15 protein-coding genes are annotated in these 16,783 nt (G+C 63.1%); 5 read left to right on the top strand and 10 right to left on the bottom strand.

What is annotated here, in order from left to right:
- Positions 1 to 4: 4 nt before the first annotated feature.
- The 5 genes from metW to CCOS864_RS26660 all read right to left on the bottom strand — a co-directional run bounded on the left by metW (position 5) and on the right by CCOS864_RS26660 (position 4,082).
- Complete coding sequence (metW, locus tag CCOS864_RS26680) at positions 5 to 625, bottom strand: methionine biosynthesis protein MetW (RefSeq protein ID WP_038997652.1); 621 nt, start codon at positions 623 to 625, stop codon at positions 5 to 7.
- Positions 626 to 632: 7 nt separating this feature from the next.
- A complete protein-coding gene (gene metX / locus CCOS864_RS26675; protein ID WP_115089400.1) occupies positions 633 to 1,772 on the bottom strand; it encodes a homoserine O-succinyltransferase MetX in 1,140 nt (379 codons plus the stop codon).
- A gap of 165 nt (positions 1,773 to 1,937) precedes the next feature.
- Positions 1,938 to 2,528, bottom strand: coding sequence for a YggT family protein (locus CCOS864_RS26670; RefSeq protein WP_115089399.1), 591 nt, complete (start codon positions 2,526 to 2,528; stop codon positions 1,938 to 1,940).
- A 10-nt stretch (positions 2,529 to 2,538) separates the two neighbouring features.
- On the bottom strand, positions 2,539 to 3,357 hold the full coding sequence (gene proC / locus CCOS864_RS26665; protein WP_115089398.1) for a pyrroline-5-carboxylate reductase: 819 nt from the start codon (positions 3,355 to 3,357) through the stop codon (positions 2,539 to 2,541).
- A gap of 38 nt (positions 3,358 to 3,395) precedes the next feature.
- Complete coding sequence (locus CCOS864_RS26660) at positions 3,396 to 4,082, bottom strand: YggS family pyridoxal phosphate-dependent enzyme (RefSeq protein ID WP_115089397.1); 687 nt, start codon at positions 4,080 to 4,082, stop codon at positions 3,396 to 3,398.
- A gap of 66 nt (positions 4,083 to 4,148) precedes the next feature.
- Between CCOS864_RS26660 and CCOS864_RS26655 the strand changes: the two genes are divergently transcribed.
- The gene (locus CCOS864_RS26655; RefSeq protein ID WP_115089396.1) at positions 4,149 to 5,177 is read left to right on the top strand and encodes a type IV pilus twitching motility protein PilT; all 1,029 of its coding nucleotides are present in this window, start codon (positions 4,149 to 4,151) and stop codon (positions 5,175 to 5,177) included.
- On the opposite strand, the gene CCOS864_RS26650 is transcribed toward CCOS864_RS26655, so the two are convergent.
- The gene (locus tag CCOS864_RS26650) at positions 5,174 to 5,917 is read right to left on the bottom strand and encodes a C40 family peptidase (RefSeq protein WP_415842488.1); all 744 of its coding nucleotides are present in this window, start codon (positions 5,915 to 5,917) and stop codon (positions 5,174 to 5,176) included. The genes CCOS864_RS26655 and CCOS864_RS26650 overlap by 4 nt on opposite strands.
- Positions 5,918 to 6,056: 139 nt before the next feature.
- Between CCOS864_RS26650 and CCOS864_RS26645 the strand changes: the two genes are divergently transcribed.
- Entirely contained in the window at positions 6,057 to 6,476 is a 420-nt protein-coding gene (locus tag CCOS864_RS26645; protein WP_115089394.1) for an NINE protein, read from the top strand.
- A gap of 48 nt (positions 6,477 to 6,524) precedes the next feature.
- On the opposite strand, the gene CCOS864_RS26640 is transcribed toward CCOS864_RS26645, so the two are convergent.
- The 3 genes from CCOS864_RS26640 to CCOS864_RS26630 form a co-directional block, all read right to left on the bottom strand.
- Complete coding sequence (locus CCOS864_RS26640; protein WP_038997644.1) at positions 6,525 to 7,214, bottom strand: SPOR domain-containing protein; 690 nt, start codon at positions 7,212 to 7,214, stop codon at positions 6,525 to 6,527.
- Between the two features lies 1 nt (position 7,215).
- Positions 7,216 to 8,952: an arginine--tRNA ligase gene (gene argS, locus CCOS864_RS26635; protein WP_115089522.1), complete on the bottom strand. Its 1,737-nt coding sequence runs from the start codon at positions 8,950 to 8,952 to the stop codon at positions 7,216 to 7,218.
- Between the two features lie 218 nt (positions 8,953 to 9,170).
- Positions 9,171 to 11,390, bottom strand: coding sequence for a primosomal protein N' (locus CCOS864_RS26630; protein WP_115089393.1), 2,220 nt, complete (start codon positions 11,388 to 11,390; stop codon positions 9,171 to 9,173).
- Positions 11,391 to 11,561: 171 nt separating this feature from the next.
- Here CCOS864_RS26630 and rpmE point away from each other — a divergent pair, with 171 nt between their 5' ends.
- The 3 genes from rpmE (at position 11,562) to CCOS864_RS26615 (ending at position 14,048) form a co-directional block, all read left to right on the top strand.
- Positions 11,562 to 11,777, top strand: coding sequence for a 50S ribosomal protein L31 (gene rpmE, locus CCOS864_RS26625; RefSeq protein WP_010222223.1), 216 nt, complete (start codon positions 11,562 to 11,564; stop codon positions 11,775 to 11,777).
- A gap of 2 nt (positions 11,778 to 11,779) precedes the next feature.
- Positions 11,780 to 12,601, top strand: coding sequence for a thermonuclease family protein (locus CCOS864_RS26620; RefSeq protein WP_115089392.1), 822 nt, complete (start codon positions 11,780 to 11,782; stop codon positions 12,599 to 12,601).
- A gap of 178 nt (positions 12,602 to 12,779) precedes the next feature.
- A complete protein-coding gene (locus CCOS864_RS26615; RefSeq protein ID WP_115089391.1) occupies positions 12,780 to 14,048 on the top strand; it encodes a malic enzyme-like NAD(P)-binding protein in 1,269 nt (422 codons plus the stop codon).
- Between the two features lie 186 nt (positions 14,049 to 14,234).
- On the opposite strand, the gene CCOS864_RS26610 is transcribed toward CCOS864_RS26615, so the two are convergent.
- Positions 14,235 to 16,688: a penicillin-binding protein 1A gene (locus CCOS864_RS26610; protein WP_167458922.1), complete on the bottom strand. Its 2,454-nt coding sequence runs from the start codon at positions 16,686 to 16,688 to the stop codon at positions 14,235 to 14,237.
- Positions 16,689 to 16,783 lie beyond the last annotated feature (95 nt).

Genomic DNA, 16,783 nt, shown 5'->3' with positions numbered 1-16,783 from the left:
CGGGTTAAACCGCGACCTTGTGTTCGGTAAGGCCGGGGCTGCTGACACGGTAAATGCCGATCTCACCTAGAAGATTAGGCCATAGCTTGCTCGCCCACCCGTGGCGGTGCAAATGGTCGACCGCCAGGCGGTCGAGGACCTGGGCGCGGCGTTCGCTGCACAGGGCCTCGAAGTCTTCAAAGGTGCAGAAGTGGATGTTCGGCGTGTTGTACCAGGTATACGGCATGAAGTCGGAAACCGGCATGCGGCCTTTGGTCGCCAGGTACCAGCGGCAACGCCAGTGACCGAAGTTGGGGAAGGTGATGATGCACTGGCGGCCGACGCGGAGCATTTCGTCGAGAATCCGGTCGGGGTACTCCACGGCCTGCAGGGCCTGGGTCATGACCACCACGTCGAAACTGTTGCTGGCGAAGTTGCCCAGGCCCTTGTCGAGGTCCTGCTCGATGACGTTGACGCCCTTGGCCACGCACTGGGCGATGTTGTCGGGGTCGATTTCCAGGCCGTAGCCGGCGACCTGCTTGTGGTCGCGCAGCGACGCCAGCAGTTCACCGGTACCGCAGCCGAGGTCGAGTACCCGGCTGCCGGCGGGGATCCAGTCTTGGATGATTTCCAGGTCGGCTCTCATAGGGTCCTCAGCAGACGATGCGGTTCATGTAGTTCGTGAAACCCGTGATGTAGCGCGGGGTCGGGATCAGGAAGGCATCGTGGCCATAGGGCGAGTCGATATCCAGGTAGCAGACGTTCTTGCGTGCGGCGATCAGGGCGTCGACGATCTCGCGCGAGCGCGCCGGGGAAAAGCGCCAATCGGTGGTGAACGACATCACGCAGTAGTCCGCCGTGACAGGGGCCAGGGTCGCCGCCAGGTCACCGCCGTGGCTGGCGGCCGGGTCGAAGTAGTCCAGCGCCTTGGTCATCAGCAGGTAGGTGTTGGCGTCGAAACGGCCGGAGAACTCCTCGCCTTGATAGCGCAGGTAGCTTTCGACCTGGAACTCGACGCTGTGGAAGTCGTAGTTGAGCTTGTCGCTTTTCAGCTCGCGGCCGAATTTCTCACCCATGGAGTCGTCGGACAGGTAGGTGATGTGCCCGACCATGCGCGCCAGCATCAGGCCGCGCTTGGGGATCACACCCTGGTCCTGGAACGAGCCGCCGTGGAATTCCGGGTCGGTGAGGATGGCCTGGCGCGCGACCTCGTTGAAAGCGATGTTCTGCGCCGAGAGCTTGGGTGCCGAGGCGATGTCCAGGCAGTGACGCACGCGATCCGGGTAAGTGATGGTCCACTGCAGCGCCTGCATGCCGCCCAGGCTGCCGCCAACCACCGCAGCCCATTGCTGGATGCCCAGGCGATCGGCCAGGCGCGCCTGGCTGTGCACCCAGTCTTCCACGGTCAGGACCGGGAAATCGGCGCCGTAGGGCTTGCCGGTGAGCGGGTTGATGCTGCTGGGGCCGGTGCTGCCGTTGCAGCCGCCGAGGTTGTTGAGGCTGACCACGAAGAAACGATTGGTATCGATCGGCTTGCCGGGGCCGATGCAGCTGTCCCACCAGCCCGGCTTGCGGTCGTCGGGGCTGTGGTAGCCGGCGGCATGGTGATGGCCGGACAGCGCATGACAGATCAGCACGGCGTTGCTGGCCTTGCTGTTGAGCGTGCCGTAGGTTTCGTAGATCAGTTCATAGGTGGCCAGCGAGCGACCGCAGGCCAGCGCCAGCGGCTCGCTGAACTGTGCCAGTTGCGGTGTTACCAGACCGACCGAATCTTCGGGAAAGACAGTGGACATCGACCCTGCTCACGCTTGAATGAGGCGTAAGTCTAAAGACCACCGGGGTGGGCGGCAAGCAATGTGCCAAGGCTTGAAAAACATCGCTGGCAAGCCAGCTCCCACAGGTTGTTGAGAACCTTGTGGGAGCTGGCTTGCCAGCGATAGGGGCGCTGCGGTTACCGATCAGACCAGCAGACGCAGAATCTCCGGCATCCCGCTCATCGCCGCCAGGTTGTTGATCACCAGCATGTCGATCAGTTTGAGCGCCATGAACGCCAGGATCGGCGAGATATCCAGGCCGCCCAGGTTCGGCAGGATACGGCGGAACGGCGCGAGGAACGGATCGCAGATCTGGTTGATCAGCTCGGCGCCCGGGTTATGGCTGCCCGGCGCGACCCACGAGAGGATCACGCTGATGATCAGGGCGAAGAAGAAAATCTTCAAAAACAGCGAGGTCACGCCAATGATCGACCAGACCAGCAGTTGCAGCGGGTTGCCAGTGGTGCCGTAGGCCAGCAGCAGGGTCAGGCCCATCACCAGCAGTTGGATGATGATCGCCAGCAGCAGCGACGACATGTCCAGGCCGAACAGGCTCGGGATCACCCGGCGCATAGGCTTGAGCAGCGGTTGGGTGGCGCGTACGGCGAACTGGCTGAGCGGGTTGTAGAAGTCCGCGCGCACCAGTTGCAGGACAAAGCGCAGGACCACGATCAGCAGGTACAGGCTGCCGAGGGTCTGCAGCACATAGATTGCAGCGGTGTTCAATCCGATCATCTTCGGCTCCTTAGTTGCCCAGTTGTTCGGCCATTTCGGCCGAGCGGTGCGCAGCGGCACCCAGCGCCTGTTCCACCAGCGCTTCGAATCCATTGGCCTGGAACGACTTGATCGCCGCTTCCGTGGTGCCGGCCGGCGAGGTTACCCGGCGGCGCAGTTCGGCGGCGTCGACATCGCTGTTGACGGCCATGTGTGCCGCGCCCAGGGCGGTTTGCAGGGTCAGCTTGGCGGCGGTTTCCCGTGGCAGGCCGAGTTTTTCGCCGGCGGCGGTCATGGCCTCGATCAGCAGGAAGAAGTACGCCGGGCCACTGCCGGACACGGCAGTCACCGCATCGAGCTGTTGTTCGGTGTCCAGCCACAGGGCGATGCCCACGGCCGACAGCAGTTGCTCGGCCTGCTGGCGCTGGGCCGGCGAAACCTGGGCGGTGGCAAACAGGCCGCTGACGCCTTGGCGCAGCAGCGCCGGGGTGTTGGGCATGCAACGCACGATCGGTTGGGTGCCGAGCCAGTTGTTCATGCTCGCGCAGGTGATCCCGGCGGCAATCGAGACCACCAGCTGCTCGGGCTTGAGGCTGGGTTTGAGGGCTTCGCACACGGCTTTCATCGCCTGTGGCTTGACCGCCAGGACCACCACATCGGCACCTTCGATGGCCTGGGCGTTGTCAGCGAACATCTCGATGCCGTGCTCGGCATGGATTTTCGCCCGCTGCTCGGCGCCCGGATCGCTGGCGCGGATCTGCGAAGCTTCCAGGCCCTGGGCACGCAGGCCGCCGATCAGGCTGGCAGCCATGTTGCCGGCGCCGATAAAGGCAATACGAGTCTTGCTCATGTCAGGTCCTTGATAGGGAAATAGGGAAAAAGCATGGGTCAGGGCTGGCCGTAGTCGCGGGCACCGAACAGCGCGGTGCCGATACGCACCCAGGTCGCGCCCTGGGCAATCGCGGCTTCCAGGTCATGGCTCATGCCCATGGACAGGGTGTCGAGTTCCAGGCCAAGGCTCGCCTGCAACTGGCGAACCCGGGCGAAGGCAGCTAGTTGCGCGGTCTCGTCGTCGGTTGGCTCGGGAATCGCCATCAACCCGCGCAGGCGCAGGCGTGGCAGCGCGGCAATGGCGCTGGCCAGGGCCGGCAGCTCCTCGGGAGTGCAGCCGGACTTGCTCGCTTCGCCACTGACGTTGACCTGCAGGCAGATGTTCAGCGCTGCAAGGTGCTCGGGGCGTTGCTCGGACAGGCGTTGGGCGATTTTCAGGCGGTCCACGGAATGTACCCAGTCAAAGTGCTCGGCAATTGCACGAGTCTTGTTCGACTGAATGGGGCCGATGAAGTGCCAGGTCAAGGGCAGGTCGGTCAATTCGCCCTGTTTGTTCAGGGCTTCCTGCAGGTAGTTCTCACCGACATCGCGGACCCCGGCGGCGAAGGCTTCGCGCACGGCAGCGGCGGGTTTGGTCTTGCTCACGGCCAGCAACTGGACGGCCGAAGGCTCGCGCCCGGCGGCCAGCGCGGCGGCACGGATACGTGCGGCGAGCGTGGAAAGGTTGTCTGCTATGGTGGACATTGATCGATGCCAGCGGCTCTTTGGGTCTGCGGCATTCTACCTGCTTGGCGGCCTTTGGGGAGTCTCATGGATGTGACTGAACTGCTGGCGCTGGCAGTGCGGGCCGGTGCTTCCGACCTGCACCTGGCGGCGGGCGAGGTGCCGGCGCTGCGTCTTGAGGGGCGTTTGCGGCCGATGGAGCTGGCGCTGCTGACGCCGGACCACATGGCTGAAATGCTCGGTCAGATCATGTCCGAGGCGCAGCAAAAGGATTTTGAAACACATCTGGATATCGACTTTGCCTTTGCCGTGCCAGCATTGGCGCGCTTTCGGGTCAATGCATTCCAGCAACTGCACGGTGCCGCTGCGGTGCTGCGGGTGATTCCGGCGCAGGTCAGCAGCCTGGCTGACCTCGGTCTCGGGGATGTATTTCGGCAGATTGCCGAGCTGTCGGGCGGGCTGGTGCTGGTCACCGGGCCCACCGGCTCGGGCAAATCAACTACCCTGGCGGCCCTGGTCGATCACCTGAACCGCGAGCGGCCGCTGCATATCGTCACCCTCGAGGACCCCATCGAGTTTATCCACAGCTCGCAGCGCAGCCGGATCAGCCAGCGCGAGATCGGCCGACACAGCCATGGCTTCGCCCAGGCCTTGCGTGCCGCGTTACGCCAGGACCCGGATGTGATCATGCTCGGTGAGCTACGCGACCCGCAGACCATTCGCCTGGCCCTGACTGCGGCGGAAACCGGGCATCTGGTGCTGGCCACGGTGCATACCGGCTCGGCGGCGAAAACCATCGATCGCCTGGTGGATGTATTTGCCGCCGAAGAGAAGCAACTGGTGCGCGCGATGCTGGCGGAGTCGCTGCAGGCGGTGGTGTCGCAGGTGTTGGTCGAGCGTGTTGGTGGCGGGCGGGTGGCGGCCCACGAGATCCTGCTGGCGACGCCTGCGGTGCGCAACCTGGTCCGAGAGGGCAAGGTGGCGCAGTTGTATTCGGCGCTACAGACAGGCGGGGCGCAGGGTATGCAGACCCTGGACGGTTGCCTGCAGGGCCTGGTGCGGCGAGGGCTGGTCAGCCCAGATAGCGCCCGTGAGCGGGCGCCGGGGCGATTCTAGCGCTTGGCCAGGGCCAGTTGCTGGCTTTTTGGCAAGACGCGTTTGGCAACCACGTAACGGCTTTTCCAGTACGGCTTGTCAAGGGTGTCGATGCTGACCCGCTTGCCGGTGCGCGGCGCATGGATGAAGCGGTCGTTGCCCAGGTAAATGGCCACATGGTTGACCCGGCGGCTCTTGATGTTGAAGAAGATCAGGTCGCCGGGCTTGAGGTCGTTGCGATCGACCTTGATGCCGTGGCCGCTGGCCATGGCGTTGGACGTGCGTGGCAGGTCGACTTCATCGATGTCGTTGAAGGCGTACTTGACCAGGCCGCTGCAGTCAAAGCCCTTGCTTGGGCTGCTGCCGCCCCAGCGGTACGGGGTGCCGAGCACGTTGACCGCACGGCTGAGCACATCGCTGCTCTGCTGTGGCGACATGGCAGCGGCGACCGGCAGCGGCCTGCTCGAACGGGCACTGCGCTTGGAGCTGTGCTGGACTTGGTTGCTGCTGACGTTCTTGTGTGGACGCACAGCAGTGGAATTGGAGGTGTACCCGGAGAAACCGTTGGGTAACCGTTGCTCACGATTGGTGGCGTGGGCAGCCAGTGGCAATAATAGGCAGATGGTCAGCCATGTCTTGAAAAAAGGACGCATAGGCAGGGCTCTAGGTGGGTTGGCGCGCAACTTTATAACAGCTTTTTGATCAAATTTTGATCCGTTGGTCGATTCCGGGCTGCGCCAGAAACCGGCAAAAGCGGCGATTGGCCTGCATTGGAAAGGCGCGGGCCAGACAGGATAGGGGTTTGCGGCGGGAGGGATGGCAAATGACCACACGTCGGGTTGCCGCAGAAAAGTCACATTTTTCTTTAGAAAATTTATCGATAACCCACAGGGGCTATGAATGAACAGTTATCAACAGGGCGGTCCGTTACACGACACTCACAGCAAAGTGATCGGCTATCTGCTGTGGATTTTCGGCTTCACCGGGGCGCACCGCTTCTACTACGGCAAGCCAGTCACCGGTACCCTCTGGTTCTGCACCCTGGGCCTGCTCGGCATCGGCTGGTTGATCGACCTGTTCCTGATTCCGGCAATGGACCGCGAGGCTGACCTGCGCTTTCAGCCTGGTCCTCTGGACTACAGCCTGGCGTGGATCCTGCTGACCTTCCTGGGGATATTTGGCGTGCACCGCATGTACCAGGGCAAGTGGATTACTGGCCTGATCTACCTGTGCACCGGCGGGCTGTTTCTGGTCGGGGTGCTGTATGACTTCTGGACGCTCAATACCCAGGTGTCACTGGCCAACGCCCAGCGGCGTTAAAGCCTGAGGCCTTGTCGCAGCGCTCTGCGACAAGGCCTTGGGGCGGGGTTACTGGCGGGTCTGGCGCTGTTGCAGCAGCAGGTTGCTGAAGCCGCTGCCGGCCAGTTGCTTCTGCGCCACGGTCAGCTGTTCACGGTTGCTGAACGGGCCGACCAGCACGCGGTACCAGGTTTCTTCCTTCACCGTACCGGACTCCACCTTGACCGCCTGGCCGAGCAGGATGATCTGCGCGCGGACCTTGTCGGCATCGGCCTGCTTGCGGAACGAACCGGCCTGCAGGAAGAACTGGGTGGTGGCCGCCGGCTTGATCACCGGTGGTGCTGGCGGTGGCGTCTGCCCCATCAGCGCTGCCTGGGCGCGGGCGGTGTCGATCTTCGCCGCTTCCGCCGGGGTGACCGGAGGTTGCGCCGGCACCGGCGGGGTTTTCTCCGGTACCGCTTCAGGCGGCACGATCACTTCCGATTCCGGCAGCAAGGTATAGAAGTCGTACTTCGGCTTCACCGGCTGCTGCGGGCTGGGTGCGGTCTTGTTGGCTTCGGCGACCTTCTCGGCCTTCTGTTGCTCGGGCTTGGTACGCTTGACCTCGCCGTTGCCCGGCTCGAGCTTCATCAGGAAAACGACAAAGGCGCCCACCGACAGGCCGATTGCCAGCCACAGCCAGCCCGGGATCGGTTGCTTGGCAGGTGCCTGATAGCGGCTGGCGCCGCGCTTGGGTGCAGGTTTTTTCTTGGCAGCCAACTTACATGCGCTCCAGGGTTTCCAGGCCGAGCAGTTCCAGACCTTGCTTGAGGGTACGACCGGTCAGGGCCGCCAGACGCAGGCGGCTCTGCTGCTGTTCAGGGGTGTCGGCGCCGAGGATCGGGCAGTTCTCGTAGAAGCTGGAGAACAGGCCGGCAACGTCGTACAGGTAGGCGCACAGCACGTGCGGGGTACCTTTTTCGGCAACGTTGTTGAGGATCTCGCCGAACTGCGCCAGGCGTGCAGCCAGGTCCTGCTCCTGTGGTGCTTGCAGGATGATCTGGCCGTCGACTTCGTCGAAGCTCTTGCCCAGCTTGCGGAACACACCGGCAACGCGGGTGTAGGCGTACAGCAGGTAAGGCGCGGTGTTGCCTTCGAAATTGAGCATCAGTTCGAAGTTGAAGCTGTAGTCGCTGGTGCGGTGCTTGGACAGGTCGGCGTACTTCACCGCGCCAATCCCGACGACTTCGCCAATGGCGCGCAGGTCGGCCTCGGGCAGCTCAGGGTTTTTCTCCTTGACCAGGGCGTAGGCACGTTCCTTGGCTTCGGTGAGCAGGTCGATCAGCTTCACCGTGCCGCCGTCGCGGGTCTTGAACGGACGGCCGTCGGCGCCGTTCATGGTGCCAAAGCCCATGTGTTCCATGTGCATCGGGTGGCCGACGAAACCGGCGCGGCGGGCCACTTCGAACACCTGGTTGAAGTGCAGGGCCTGGCGCTGGTCGACGAAGTACAGGGCGCGGTCGGCCTTGAGTACGTTGCTGCGGTAGCGCACGGCAGCGAGGTCGGTGGTGGCATACAGGTAGCCGCCGTCGGCTTTCTGCACGATGACCGGCAATGGCTCGCCTTCGGCGGTCTTGAACTCTTCAAGGAACACGCACTGGGCGCCCTTGCTTTCGACCAGCAGGCCCTTGGCCTTGAGGTCGTTGACGACATTGGCCAGGTCATCGTTGTAGGCGCTTTCGCCCATGACGTCAGCCATGGTCAGTTTGACGTTGAGCAGCTCGTAGGTCTTCTGGCAGTGCGACAGCGAGATGTCCTTGAAGCGAGTCCACAGCTTCAGGCATTCCGGGTCGCCGGCTTGCAGCTTGACCACCAGGCCACGGGCACGGTCGGCGAACTCTTCGGATTCGTCGAAGCGCTTTTTCGCTGCGCGGTAGAAGTTTTCCAGGTCCGACAGCTCGTCGCTGGTGATCGGGTTTTCCTGCAGATAGGCCATCAGCATGCCGAACTGGGTGCCCCAGTCGCCAACGTGGTTCTGACGGATCACGTCATCGCCGAGGAACTCCAGCACGCGCGACACGGCGTCACCGATGATGGTCGAGCGCAGGTGGCCGACGTGCATCTCCTTGGCCAGGTTCGGTGCCGACAGGTCGACCACCACCTTCTGCTGCGGGCCGGCTTTCTTCACGCCCAGCTTGGCGTCGGCCAGGGCCGCATCCAGGCGCGAGGCCAGGGCCTGGGTATTCTGGAAGAAGTTGAGAAAGCCCGGGCCGGCAATCTCGACCTTGCTGACCTGCTCGTCGGCAGGCAGCGCGGCGATGAGCTTCTCGGCCAGGTCGCGCGGCTTCATGCCGGCAGGCTTGGCCAGCATCATCGAGATGTTGCTGGCGAAGTCGCCGTGGGTCTTGTCCCGGGCGTTCTCCACCTGGATCGCCGGCGTCAGCCCTTCAGGCAGCACACCGTCGGTGACGAGTTGGGTGAGGGCTTGCTGGATCAGCTGGCGAATGGTGTCTTTCATGGGCTTCTCTTTCGACCGCAAGCGCGGCGGCGCTTCGATGCGCAGGTGGAAAAACTGGACATTATCCGTTGCCGGGGCGAGGTTGCCAACCTTTGGGGCGTTCTGTTCGGCCCTCATCGCTGGCAAGCCAGCTCCCACAGGAGTCTCTGGGGATTTTCAATTGTGCAGTCACTGTAGACATTGTGGGAGCTGGCTTGCCAGCGATGGGGCCATCCCTGTCAGTACAAATCCACCGGATCGACATCCAGCGACCAACGCACCTGCCGCCCGGACGGCATCTGCTCCAACACTAGCAACCAGGCGCTGATCAGTCGATGCAAAGGTGCCCGGGCATTGGCCTGGAGCAACAATTGCGCACGAAACCGCCCGGCACGGCGCTCCATGGGTGCCGGTACCGGGCCGAGCAGCTCGATACCGTGCAAGTTCTGTTCGGCCAGCAACTGCTCGGCGGCGCTGCAGGCTTCATCGAGAAAACCCTCGGCTTGCCCTGGCTTGTGCGCTTCAGCGCGCAGCAGGGCCAGGTGCGCGAAAGGCGGCAAACCGGCGGCGCGGCGCTCGCTCAAGGCCTGTTCGGCAAAGGCGAAGTAGCCTTGTTCGGTCAGTTGCACCAATAAAGGATGGTCGGCCAGGTGGGTCTGGATGATCACCTTGCCCGGCTCTTCGGCGCGCCCGGCCCGGCCGGCGACCTGGACGATCATCTGCGCCATGCGCTCGCTGGCGCGAAAATCGCCGGAGAACAGTCCGCCGTCGGCATCGAGGATCGACACCAGGGTCACCCGCGGAAAGTGATGCCCCTTGGCGAGCATCTGGGTGCCGACCAGGATGCACGGCTGGCCGCGCTGGATGGTGGCGAACAACTGGTTCATCGCATCCTTGCGCGAGGTGCTGTCGCGGTCAACGCGCAGTACCGGGTAATCCGGAAAGAGAATGCTCAGGCGCTCTTCGGCGCGCTCGGTACCGGCGCCGACCGGGCGCAGGTCGACCTTGTTGCACTGCGGGCACTGGCGCGGCACCCGCTCGTCATAGCCGCAGTGGTGGCAGCGCAGCTCGTTGGAGCGCTGGTGCACGGTCATCCGTGCATCGCAGCGCGGGCATTCGGACATCCAGCCGCAGTCATGGCACAGCAGTGTCGGGGCAAAGCCGCGGCGGTTGAGGAACACCAGTACTTGCTGGCCGGCAGCCAGGGTCTGGCCAATGGCTTGCTGCATCGGACCGCTGATGCCGCTGTCCAGCGGCCGGCTTTTTACATCCAGGCGCAAGAAGCGTGGCTGCTGGGCGCCGCCAGCGCGCTGGTGCAGGTGCAGCAGGCCGTAGCGGCCGCTGTGGGCGTTGTGCAGGCTCTCCAGCGAAGGCGTGGCCGAGCCCAGCAGGATCGGGATGTTCTCCTGGCGCGCGCGTACCAGCGCCAGGTCGCGGGCGTGGTAGCGCAGGCCTTCCTGCTGTTTGTACGAGCCGTCGTGCTCTTCATCGATGATGATCAGCCCCGGGTTTTTCATCGGTGTGAACAGTGCCGAACGGGTGCCGATGATGATGTCGGCTTCACCGTCACGGGCGGCCAGCCAGGCATCCAGGCGCTCGCGGTCGTTGACCGCCGAGTGCAGCAAGGCGATGCGCGCGTTGAAACGCTGCTCGAAGCGCGCCAGGGTTTGCGGCCCGAGGTTGATCTCCGGGATCAGGATCAGCGCTTGCTTGCCGGCTTCCAGGGTTTCGCGGATCAACTGCAGGTAGACCTCGGTCTTGCCGCTGCCGGTGACCCCGGCCAATAAAAAGGCATGAAAGCTGTCAAAGCCCGAACGCACGGCGTTGAAGGCAGCGCGCTGCTCGTCGTTCAGTGGCAGCTCCGGCTGCGCCAGCCAGTGTTCGTGACGCTCCTGGGGCAGGTGGCGGCGTACTTCAACCTGAACCAGCTCCTTGGCCAGCAGCAGGTCGAGGCTGTCCTTGCTCAGCATCAGTTTGCTCAGCAGTGTGTGGGCCACGCCGTGGGGGTGCTGCGCCAGGGTCGCCAGGGCTTCGCGTTGCCGTGGCGCGCGGGTGATGCGCGGGTCGTCCAGGCGTGCCCCCGGGGCCACTTGCCAGAATCGCTCCTGGCGCGCCTCGGCCGGCTCGCCCTGGCGCAGCAGCACCGGCAGCGCCCAGCTAAGGGTGTCGCCGAGGCTGTGCTGATAATACTGCGCGGTCCACAGGCACAACTTGAACAGTGCCGGCGGCAGTGGCGACACCGGGTCGAGCAGGGCAATGGCCGGCTTCAGCTTGTCGGCCGGTACCTCGCTGGTTTCGCTGATTTCGATGAGGATGCCGATCATCTCGCGTCGACCGAACGGTACGCGAATACGCATGCCCGGGGTCAGTGCCTGGCGCGCCATGCTCGCCGGTGCCCTGTAGTCGAACAGCCGCCGCAGGGGCGAGGGCAGGGCAAGGCGTAGAATGACGTCGGACACGCGAAAGGTTCTCTGCAGGGGAATTCCAGGGTCCGGCGAGCCTAGCAGACGACCGCCGGTGTAAGCGACAACTTGCGTTGGCTGTTTGCTCTGGTATTATTCCGACCCTATTTTGCGTGCGGTATTCAACAATGGTGTTGAGTGGCGGCACGTCAGCACTGAGGAAACACCATGAAAGCCGATATCCATCCGGTATACGAAGCTGTAGAAGTTACCTGCAGCTGCGGTAACAAATTCGAAACTCGTTCGACTCTGGCCAAGGCCCTGCCGATCGACGTTTGCAACCTCTGCCACCCGTTCTACACCGGTAAGCAGAAGGTCCTGGACACCGGCGGCCGCGTACAGAAGTTCGCCGATCGCTTCGGCATGTTCGGTGCCAAGAAGTAAGATTGCGCGAAGCTGGCCCCATGGGTTTGGCATTGCTGCTGAAAAAGGCGTCCCTCGCGGGCGCCTTTTTTATGGGCGCGATTTGGCAGTTGCCGGCCCTGGCGTTCTGCACGGCACCCGTCGATGCGCAGGTCGTCAGCGTGCGTCAGGTGGTCGACGGCGATACCTTGCGTCTGAATGATGGTCGCAGCGTTCGCTTGATCGGTATCAATGCACCGGAAATCGGTCGCAAGGGTCGCACCAGTGAAGCCTTCGCCGAGGCCGCGCGCCAACGCTTGCAGGCCCTGGTCAAGACCAGTGGCGGCCAGGTTGGCCTGGTTCCCGGGGTCGAGGCGCGGGACAAATACGGCCGCACTCTGGCGCATGTCTACGGCCGCTCTGGCGACAATTTCGAAGCACAACTGCTCAGTGAAGGCCTTGGCTACCGGGTTGCGGTGGCGCCAAACGTCTCACTGACAGTCTGCCAGGAGCAGGCCGAGCGCGCCGCTCGTCAGGCCGGCAAGGGCCTGTGGCGGCAAGCGCCACAGACCCCGGCAAGCGAGTTGCGCCAGTCTGGCTTTGCACTGATAAGTGGAAAGGTGATGGATATCGAGCGCAATCGCGGTGGTATCTGGATCGAAATTGACGATTCTCTGGTGCTCCAGGTGCCGGCGCGCCTGCAGCGCAATTTCCCCTCTTCCTTCTTTACTGATCTGAAAGGTCGGCACATCGAAGCCCGCGGTTGGGTGCTGGATCGTTCCCGCAAAGGTGGCCTGAAGCCTGGTCAGCAGCGCTGGTTGCTACCGCTGACCGATCCTTCGATGCTGGAAAGGGTCGAAAGATAAAAAATTGTCTACATTTTTAATTTCGATTGTACACATCGAAACCCTTGCAGACTGCGGCTCTTGGCGGAAAGTCGTAGGTTAAAGGCCTTGACACAAGTGACCGACCAGTCTTGTCGGCCCTTTGCTCTTTGCGTATCCTCGGCGGTCCGTCAGAACAGTAAATAGCGGAATGCCCACCATGTCAGATCTGAAAACCGCCGCTCTCGAATATCATGCTCAGCCTCGTCCGGGGAAACTGAGCGTCGAGCTCACCAAACCTACCGCGACTGCTCGCGACCTGGCGCTGGCCTATAGCCCAGGCGTTGCTGAGCCGGTACGCGAAATTGCTCGCGATGCAGAGCTGGCGTACAAGTACACCGGCAAGGGCAATCTGGTAGCAGTCATTTCCGACGGCACCGCCATCCTCGGCCTGGGTAACCTCGGCCCACTGGCGTCCAAGCCGGTCATGGAAGGCAAGGGCGTTCTGTTCAAGCGTTTCGCCGGTATCGACGTGTTCGACATCGAAGTCGACTCCGAGAGCCCGCAGGCCTTCATCGACACCGTCAAGCGTATTTCCATCACCTTCGGCGGCATCAACCTCGAAGACATCAAGGCGCCAGAGTGCTTTGAAATCGAGCGCGCGCTGATCGAACAGTGCGACATCCCGGTATTCCACGATGACCAGCACGGCACCGCGATCGTTACCGCCGCCGGCATGATCAACGCCCTGGAAATTGCTGGCAAAAACCTGGCCGACGCCAAGATCGTCTGCCTGGGCGCCGGTGCTGCCGCCATCTCCTGCATGAAACTGCTGGTGAGCATGGGCGCACAGATCGAGAACATCTTCATGGTTGACCGTACTGGCGTGATCCACGCTGGCCGTGACGACCTGAACCAGTACAAGGCAGTGTTCGCCCACGCTACCGACAAGCGCACCCTGGCTGATGCCCTGCAAGGCGCTGACGTGTTCGTCGGCCTGTCCGGCCCGAACCTGCTGAGCGCTGAAGGCCTGAAGTCGATGGCGCCGAACCCGATCGTGTTCGCCTGCTCCAACCCTGACCCAGAGATCTCCCCGGAGCTGGCTCACGCCACCCGTGATGACGTGATCATGGCCACCGGTCGTTCCGACTACCCGAACCAGGTCAACAACGTACTGGGCTTCCCGTTCATTTTCCGCGGTGCCCTGGACGTTCGCGCCAAGCGCATCAACGAAGAAATGAAGATCGCCGCCGCCAACGCCCTGAAAGACCTGGCCAAGCTGCCAGTGCCGAAGGAAGTTTGCGCAGCCTACGGCGTCGACGCCCTGGAATTCGGCCGTGAGTACATCATTCCGAAGCCAATGGATGCCCGTCTGATCACCGTCGTTTCCGATGCCGTGGCCAAGGCCGCAATCGAGACTGGCGTAGCGACCCTGCCGTATCCGAAGAACTACCCGCTGAAAAGCGTGGATGACGTGTTCAACGGCTAAGCTGTTGTAGCGTTGTAACCAAAAGCCCCGGCTCGCGAGAGTCGGGGCTTTTTTGTGGGGGATCGTCTGTGGGTGGGTGTTGGCTTCATCGCTGGCAAGGCCAGCTCCCACAGGTTCAGCGTATGCAGCGCGATTGTGGGAGCCGGCGTTGCCGGCGATGGGCTGGCGAAGCAGCCCCATTGGCCATCAGAACAGGTCGATCGGTGCCGCTTCGTCCGCTGGCAGCGGGCTGCCTGGCGCACTGCCGTTGCCCAGCTCATTGACCGACGGCGGCGTATCTTCGGCCTTGAACAGTTCGAAGTAGGCATTCGGTGTACCCGGTGCCGCTGCCCGGCCACTGACCGGGTCGACGCGCAGGCTGAGGATGCCTTCCGGCTCGGCCGGGGCATGGTTGGGTTTGTCCTTGAGCGCGGCGCCCATATAGCTCATCCAGATTGGCAGCGCCACCGTGCCGCCATACTCGCGGCGGCCAAGGGTTTCCGGCTGGTCGAAACCAGTCCACACCGTGGTTACGTAATCGGCGTTGTAGCCGGAGAACCAGGCGTCCTTGGACTCGTTGGTGGTGCCGGTCTTGCCGGCCAGGTCAGTACGGCCCAGGGCCAGGGCGCGGCGCCCGGTGCCGCGCTTGATCACGTCCTGGAGCATGCTGGTGAGGATGTAGCTGGTGCGACCGTCGATGATGCGCTCGGCCACGGCCGGCGGTTGAGCGATGGCAGCAGGTTCGTTGCTGGTGACGGTACTTAGGCCTTCACCTGGCAGTTGGGTGCTGATTGCCTGCTCTGGTGCGGCGATGCCGGCTTCGACCTGCTCGGCTTGCGGCACACGTGGCGGGTTGGCGGTGAACAGGGTCTCGCCGTTGCGGCTTTCGATGCGCTCGATCAGGTACGGGCTGATCTTGTAGCCGCCGTTGGCAAAGGAGCTCCAGCCGGTGGCGATTTCCATCGGCGTCAGGGTTGCGGTGCCCAGGGCCAGGGACAGGTTGGGCGGCAGGTCCTGCTTGTTGAAGCCGAACTTGCTGATGTAGTCGATGGTCGAGCTGACACCCATGGCCTGCAGCAGGCGGATCGATACCAGGTTGCGCGACTTGTACAGCGCCTCGCGCATGCGGATCGGGCCGAGGAAGGTGTTGGTGTCGTTCTTCGGCCGCCAGACCTTGTCCAGGTACTCGTCGACGAACACGATCGGCGCGTCGTTGACCAGGCTGGCGGCGGTATAGCCGTTGTCCAGCGCGGCGCTGTACACGAACGGCTTGAAGCTCGAACCTGGTTGGCGCTTGGCCTGCATGGCGCGGTTGTAGTTGCTCTGTTCGAACGAGAAACCGCCGACCAGGGCGCGGATCGCGCCGCTGTTCGGGTCCAGCGATACCAGAGCGCTCTGCGCCCCTGGCACCTGGCTGAACTTGAGGCTGCCGTCGTCCAGGCGCTGTACGCGGATCAGGTCACCGACCTGGGCAACGTCCGAGGGTTGCTGCGGCGCACGGCCCTGGCTGTTGGTGTTGAGGAACGGGCGGGCCCACTTCATGGTGTCCCAGGCTACGCTCTCCTGATTGCCGGCGCGGGTCAGCACCTGCAGGCCGGCCTTGCTGACTTCGGTGACGATCACCGGTTCCAGGCCGCCCAGCGGGCGTTGCTTGCTCAGTTCCTGCACCCAAGCGTCGCGGGTCTTGCCCGGGAAGCGCGACTCGGGGCCACGGTAACCATGGCGCTCGTCGTAGGCCGTCAGGCCGTTGAGTACGGCTTTGTTGGCGATTTCCTGCAGGTCGCTCGGCACCGTGGTGGTGACGCGGAAGCCTTCGGTGTAGGCATCGCTGCCGTAGCGGCCGACCATTTCAGCGCGGGCCATTTCGGCGATGTAAGGGGCGTTAACTTCTGGAGTCGGTACGTGGTAGCTGGCGTTGATCGGCTCGGCCAGGGCCGCCTGGTAGCTGGCTTCGTCGATCTTGCCGAGCTTGTACATGCGCCCCAGGATCCAGTCGCGGCGCTCTTTGGCGCGCACCGGGTTGGCCAGCGGGTTGAAGCGCGACGGTGCTTTCGGCAGGCCGGCGATCATCGCCATCTGCGCCAGGCTCACATCGCGGATCGATTTGCCGTAGTACACCTGCGCTGCGGCCTCGATGCCGTAGGCGCGGTTGCCCAGGTAGATCTTGTTGACGTACAGCTCGAGGATCTCGTCCTTGGTCAGTTCGCGTTCGATCTGCAGGGCCAGGAGAATCTCGTTGGTCTTGCGCGAGAAGCTGCGTTCGCTGCTGAGGAAGAAGTTCTTCGCCACCTGCATGGTGATGGTGCTGCCGCCGGTCTGGATATGCCCGGACTTGAGCAATTGTGTTGCAGCACGCATCAGGCTGCTGGGGTCGACGCCGTAGTGATTGGCGAAATTGTCGTCTTCGGCCGACAGCAAAGCCTGGATGAAATGCGGCGGAATGTCGGCGAAACGGATGGGCGAGCGGCGCATTTCGCCGAACTCGGCGATCAGCTTGCCGTCGCTGCTGTAGACCCGCAAAGGGATCTGCAACTGGATGCTTCTGAGGGCCTCTACCGAGGGCAAGCTGGGGCTAAGATACAGAAATGCGCCGCTCAGACCGAGCACGAGCGCGCAGATGACTGCGACGAAAGACCACCAGAAGAACTTCAGCAGGCGTATCAAGGCTTTTGGGCGTCCAGATAGAAGAATGGGTTGCGCGCGGGGCCAGCGGACAAAGGATAAACGCTGGGCATTATAAGCATTTTTCAACTCGC

Origin of the sequence: Pseudomonas wadenswilerensis, from assembly GCF_900497695.1 — a bacterium.
In the GTDB taxonomy this organism is placed as follows: Bacteria; Pseudomonadota; Gammaproteobacteria; order Pseudomonadales; family Pseudomonadaceae; genus Aquipseudomonas; species Aquipseudomonas wadenswilerensis.
This window is presented reverse-complemented; position numbering and strand designations above follow the sequence as displayed.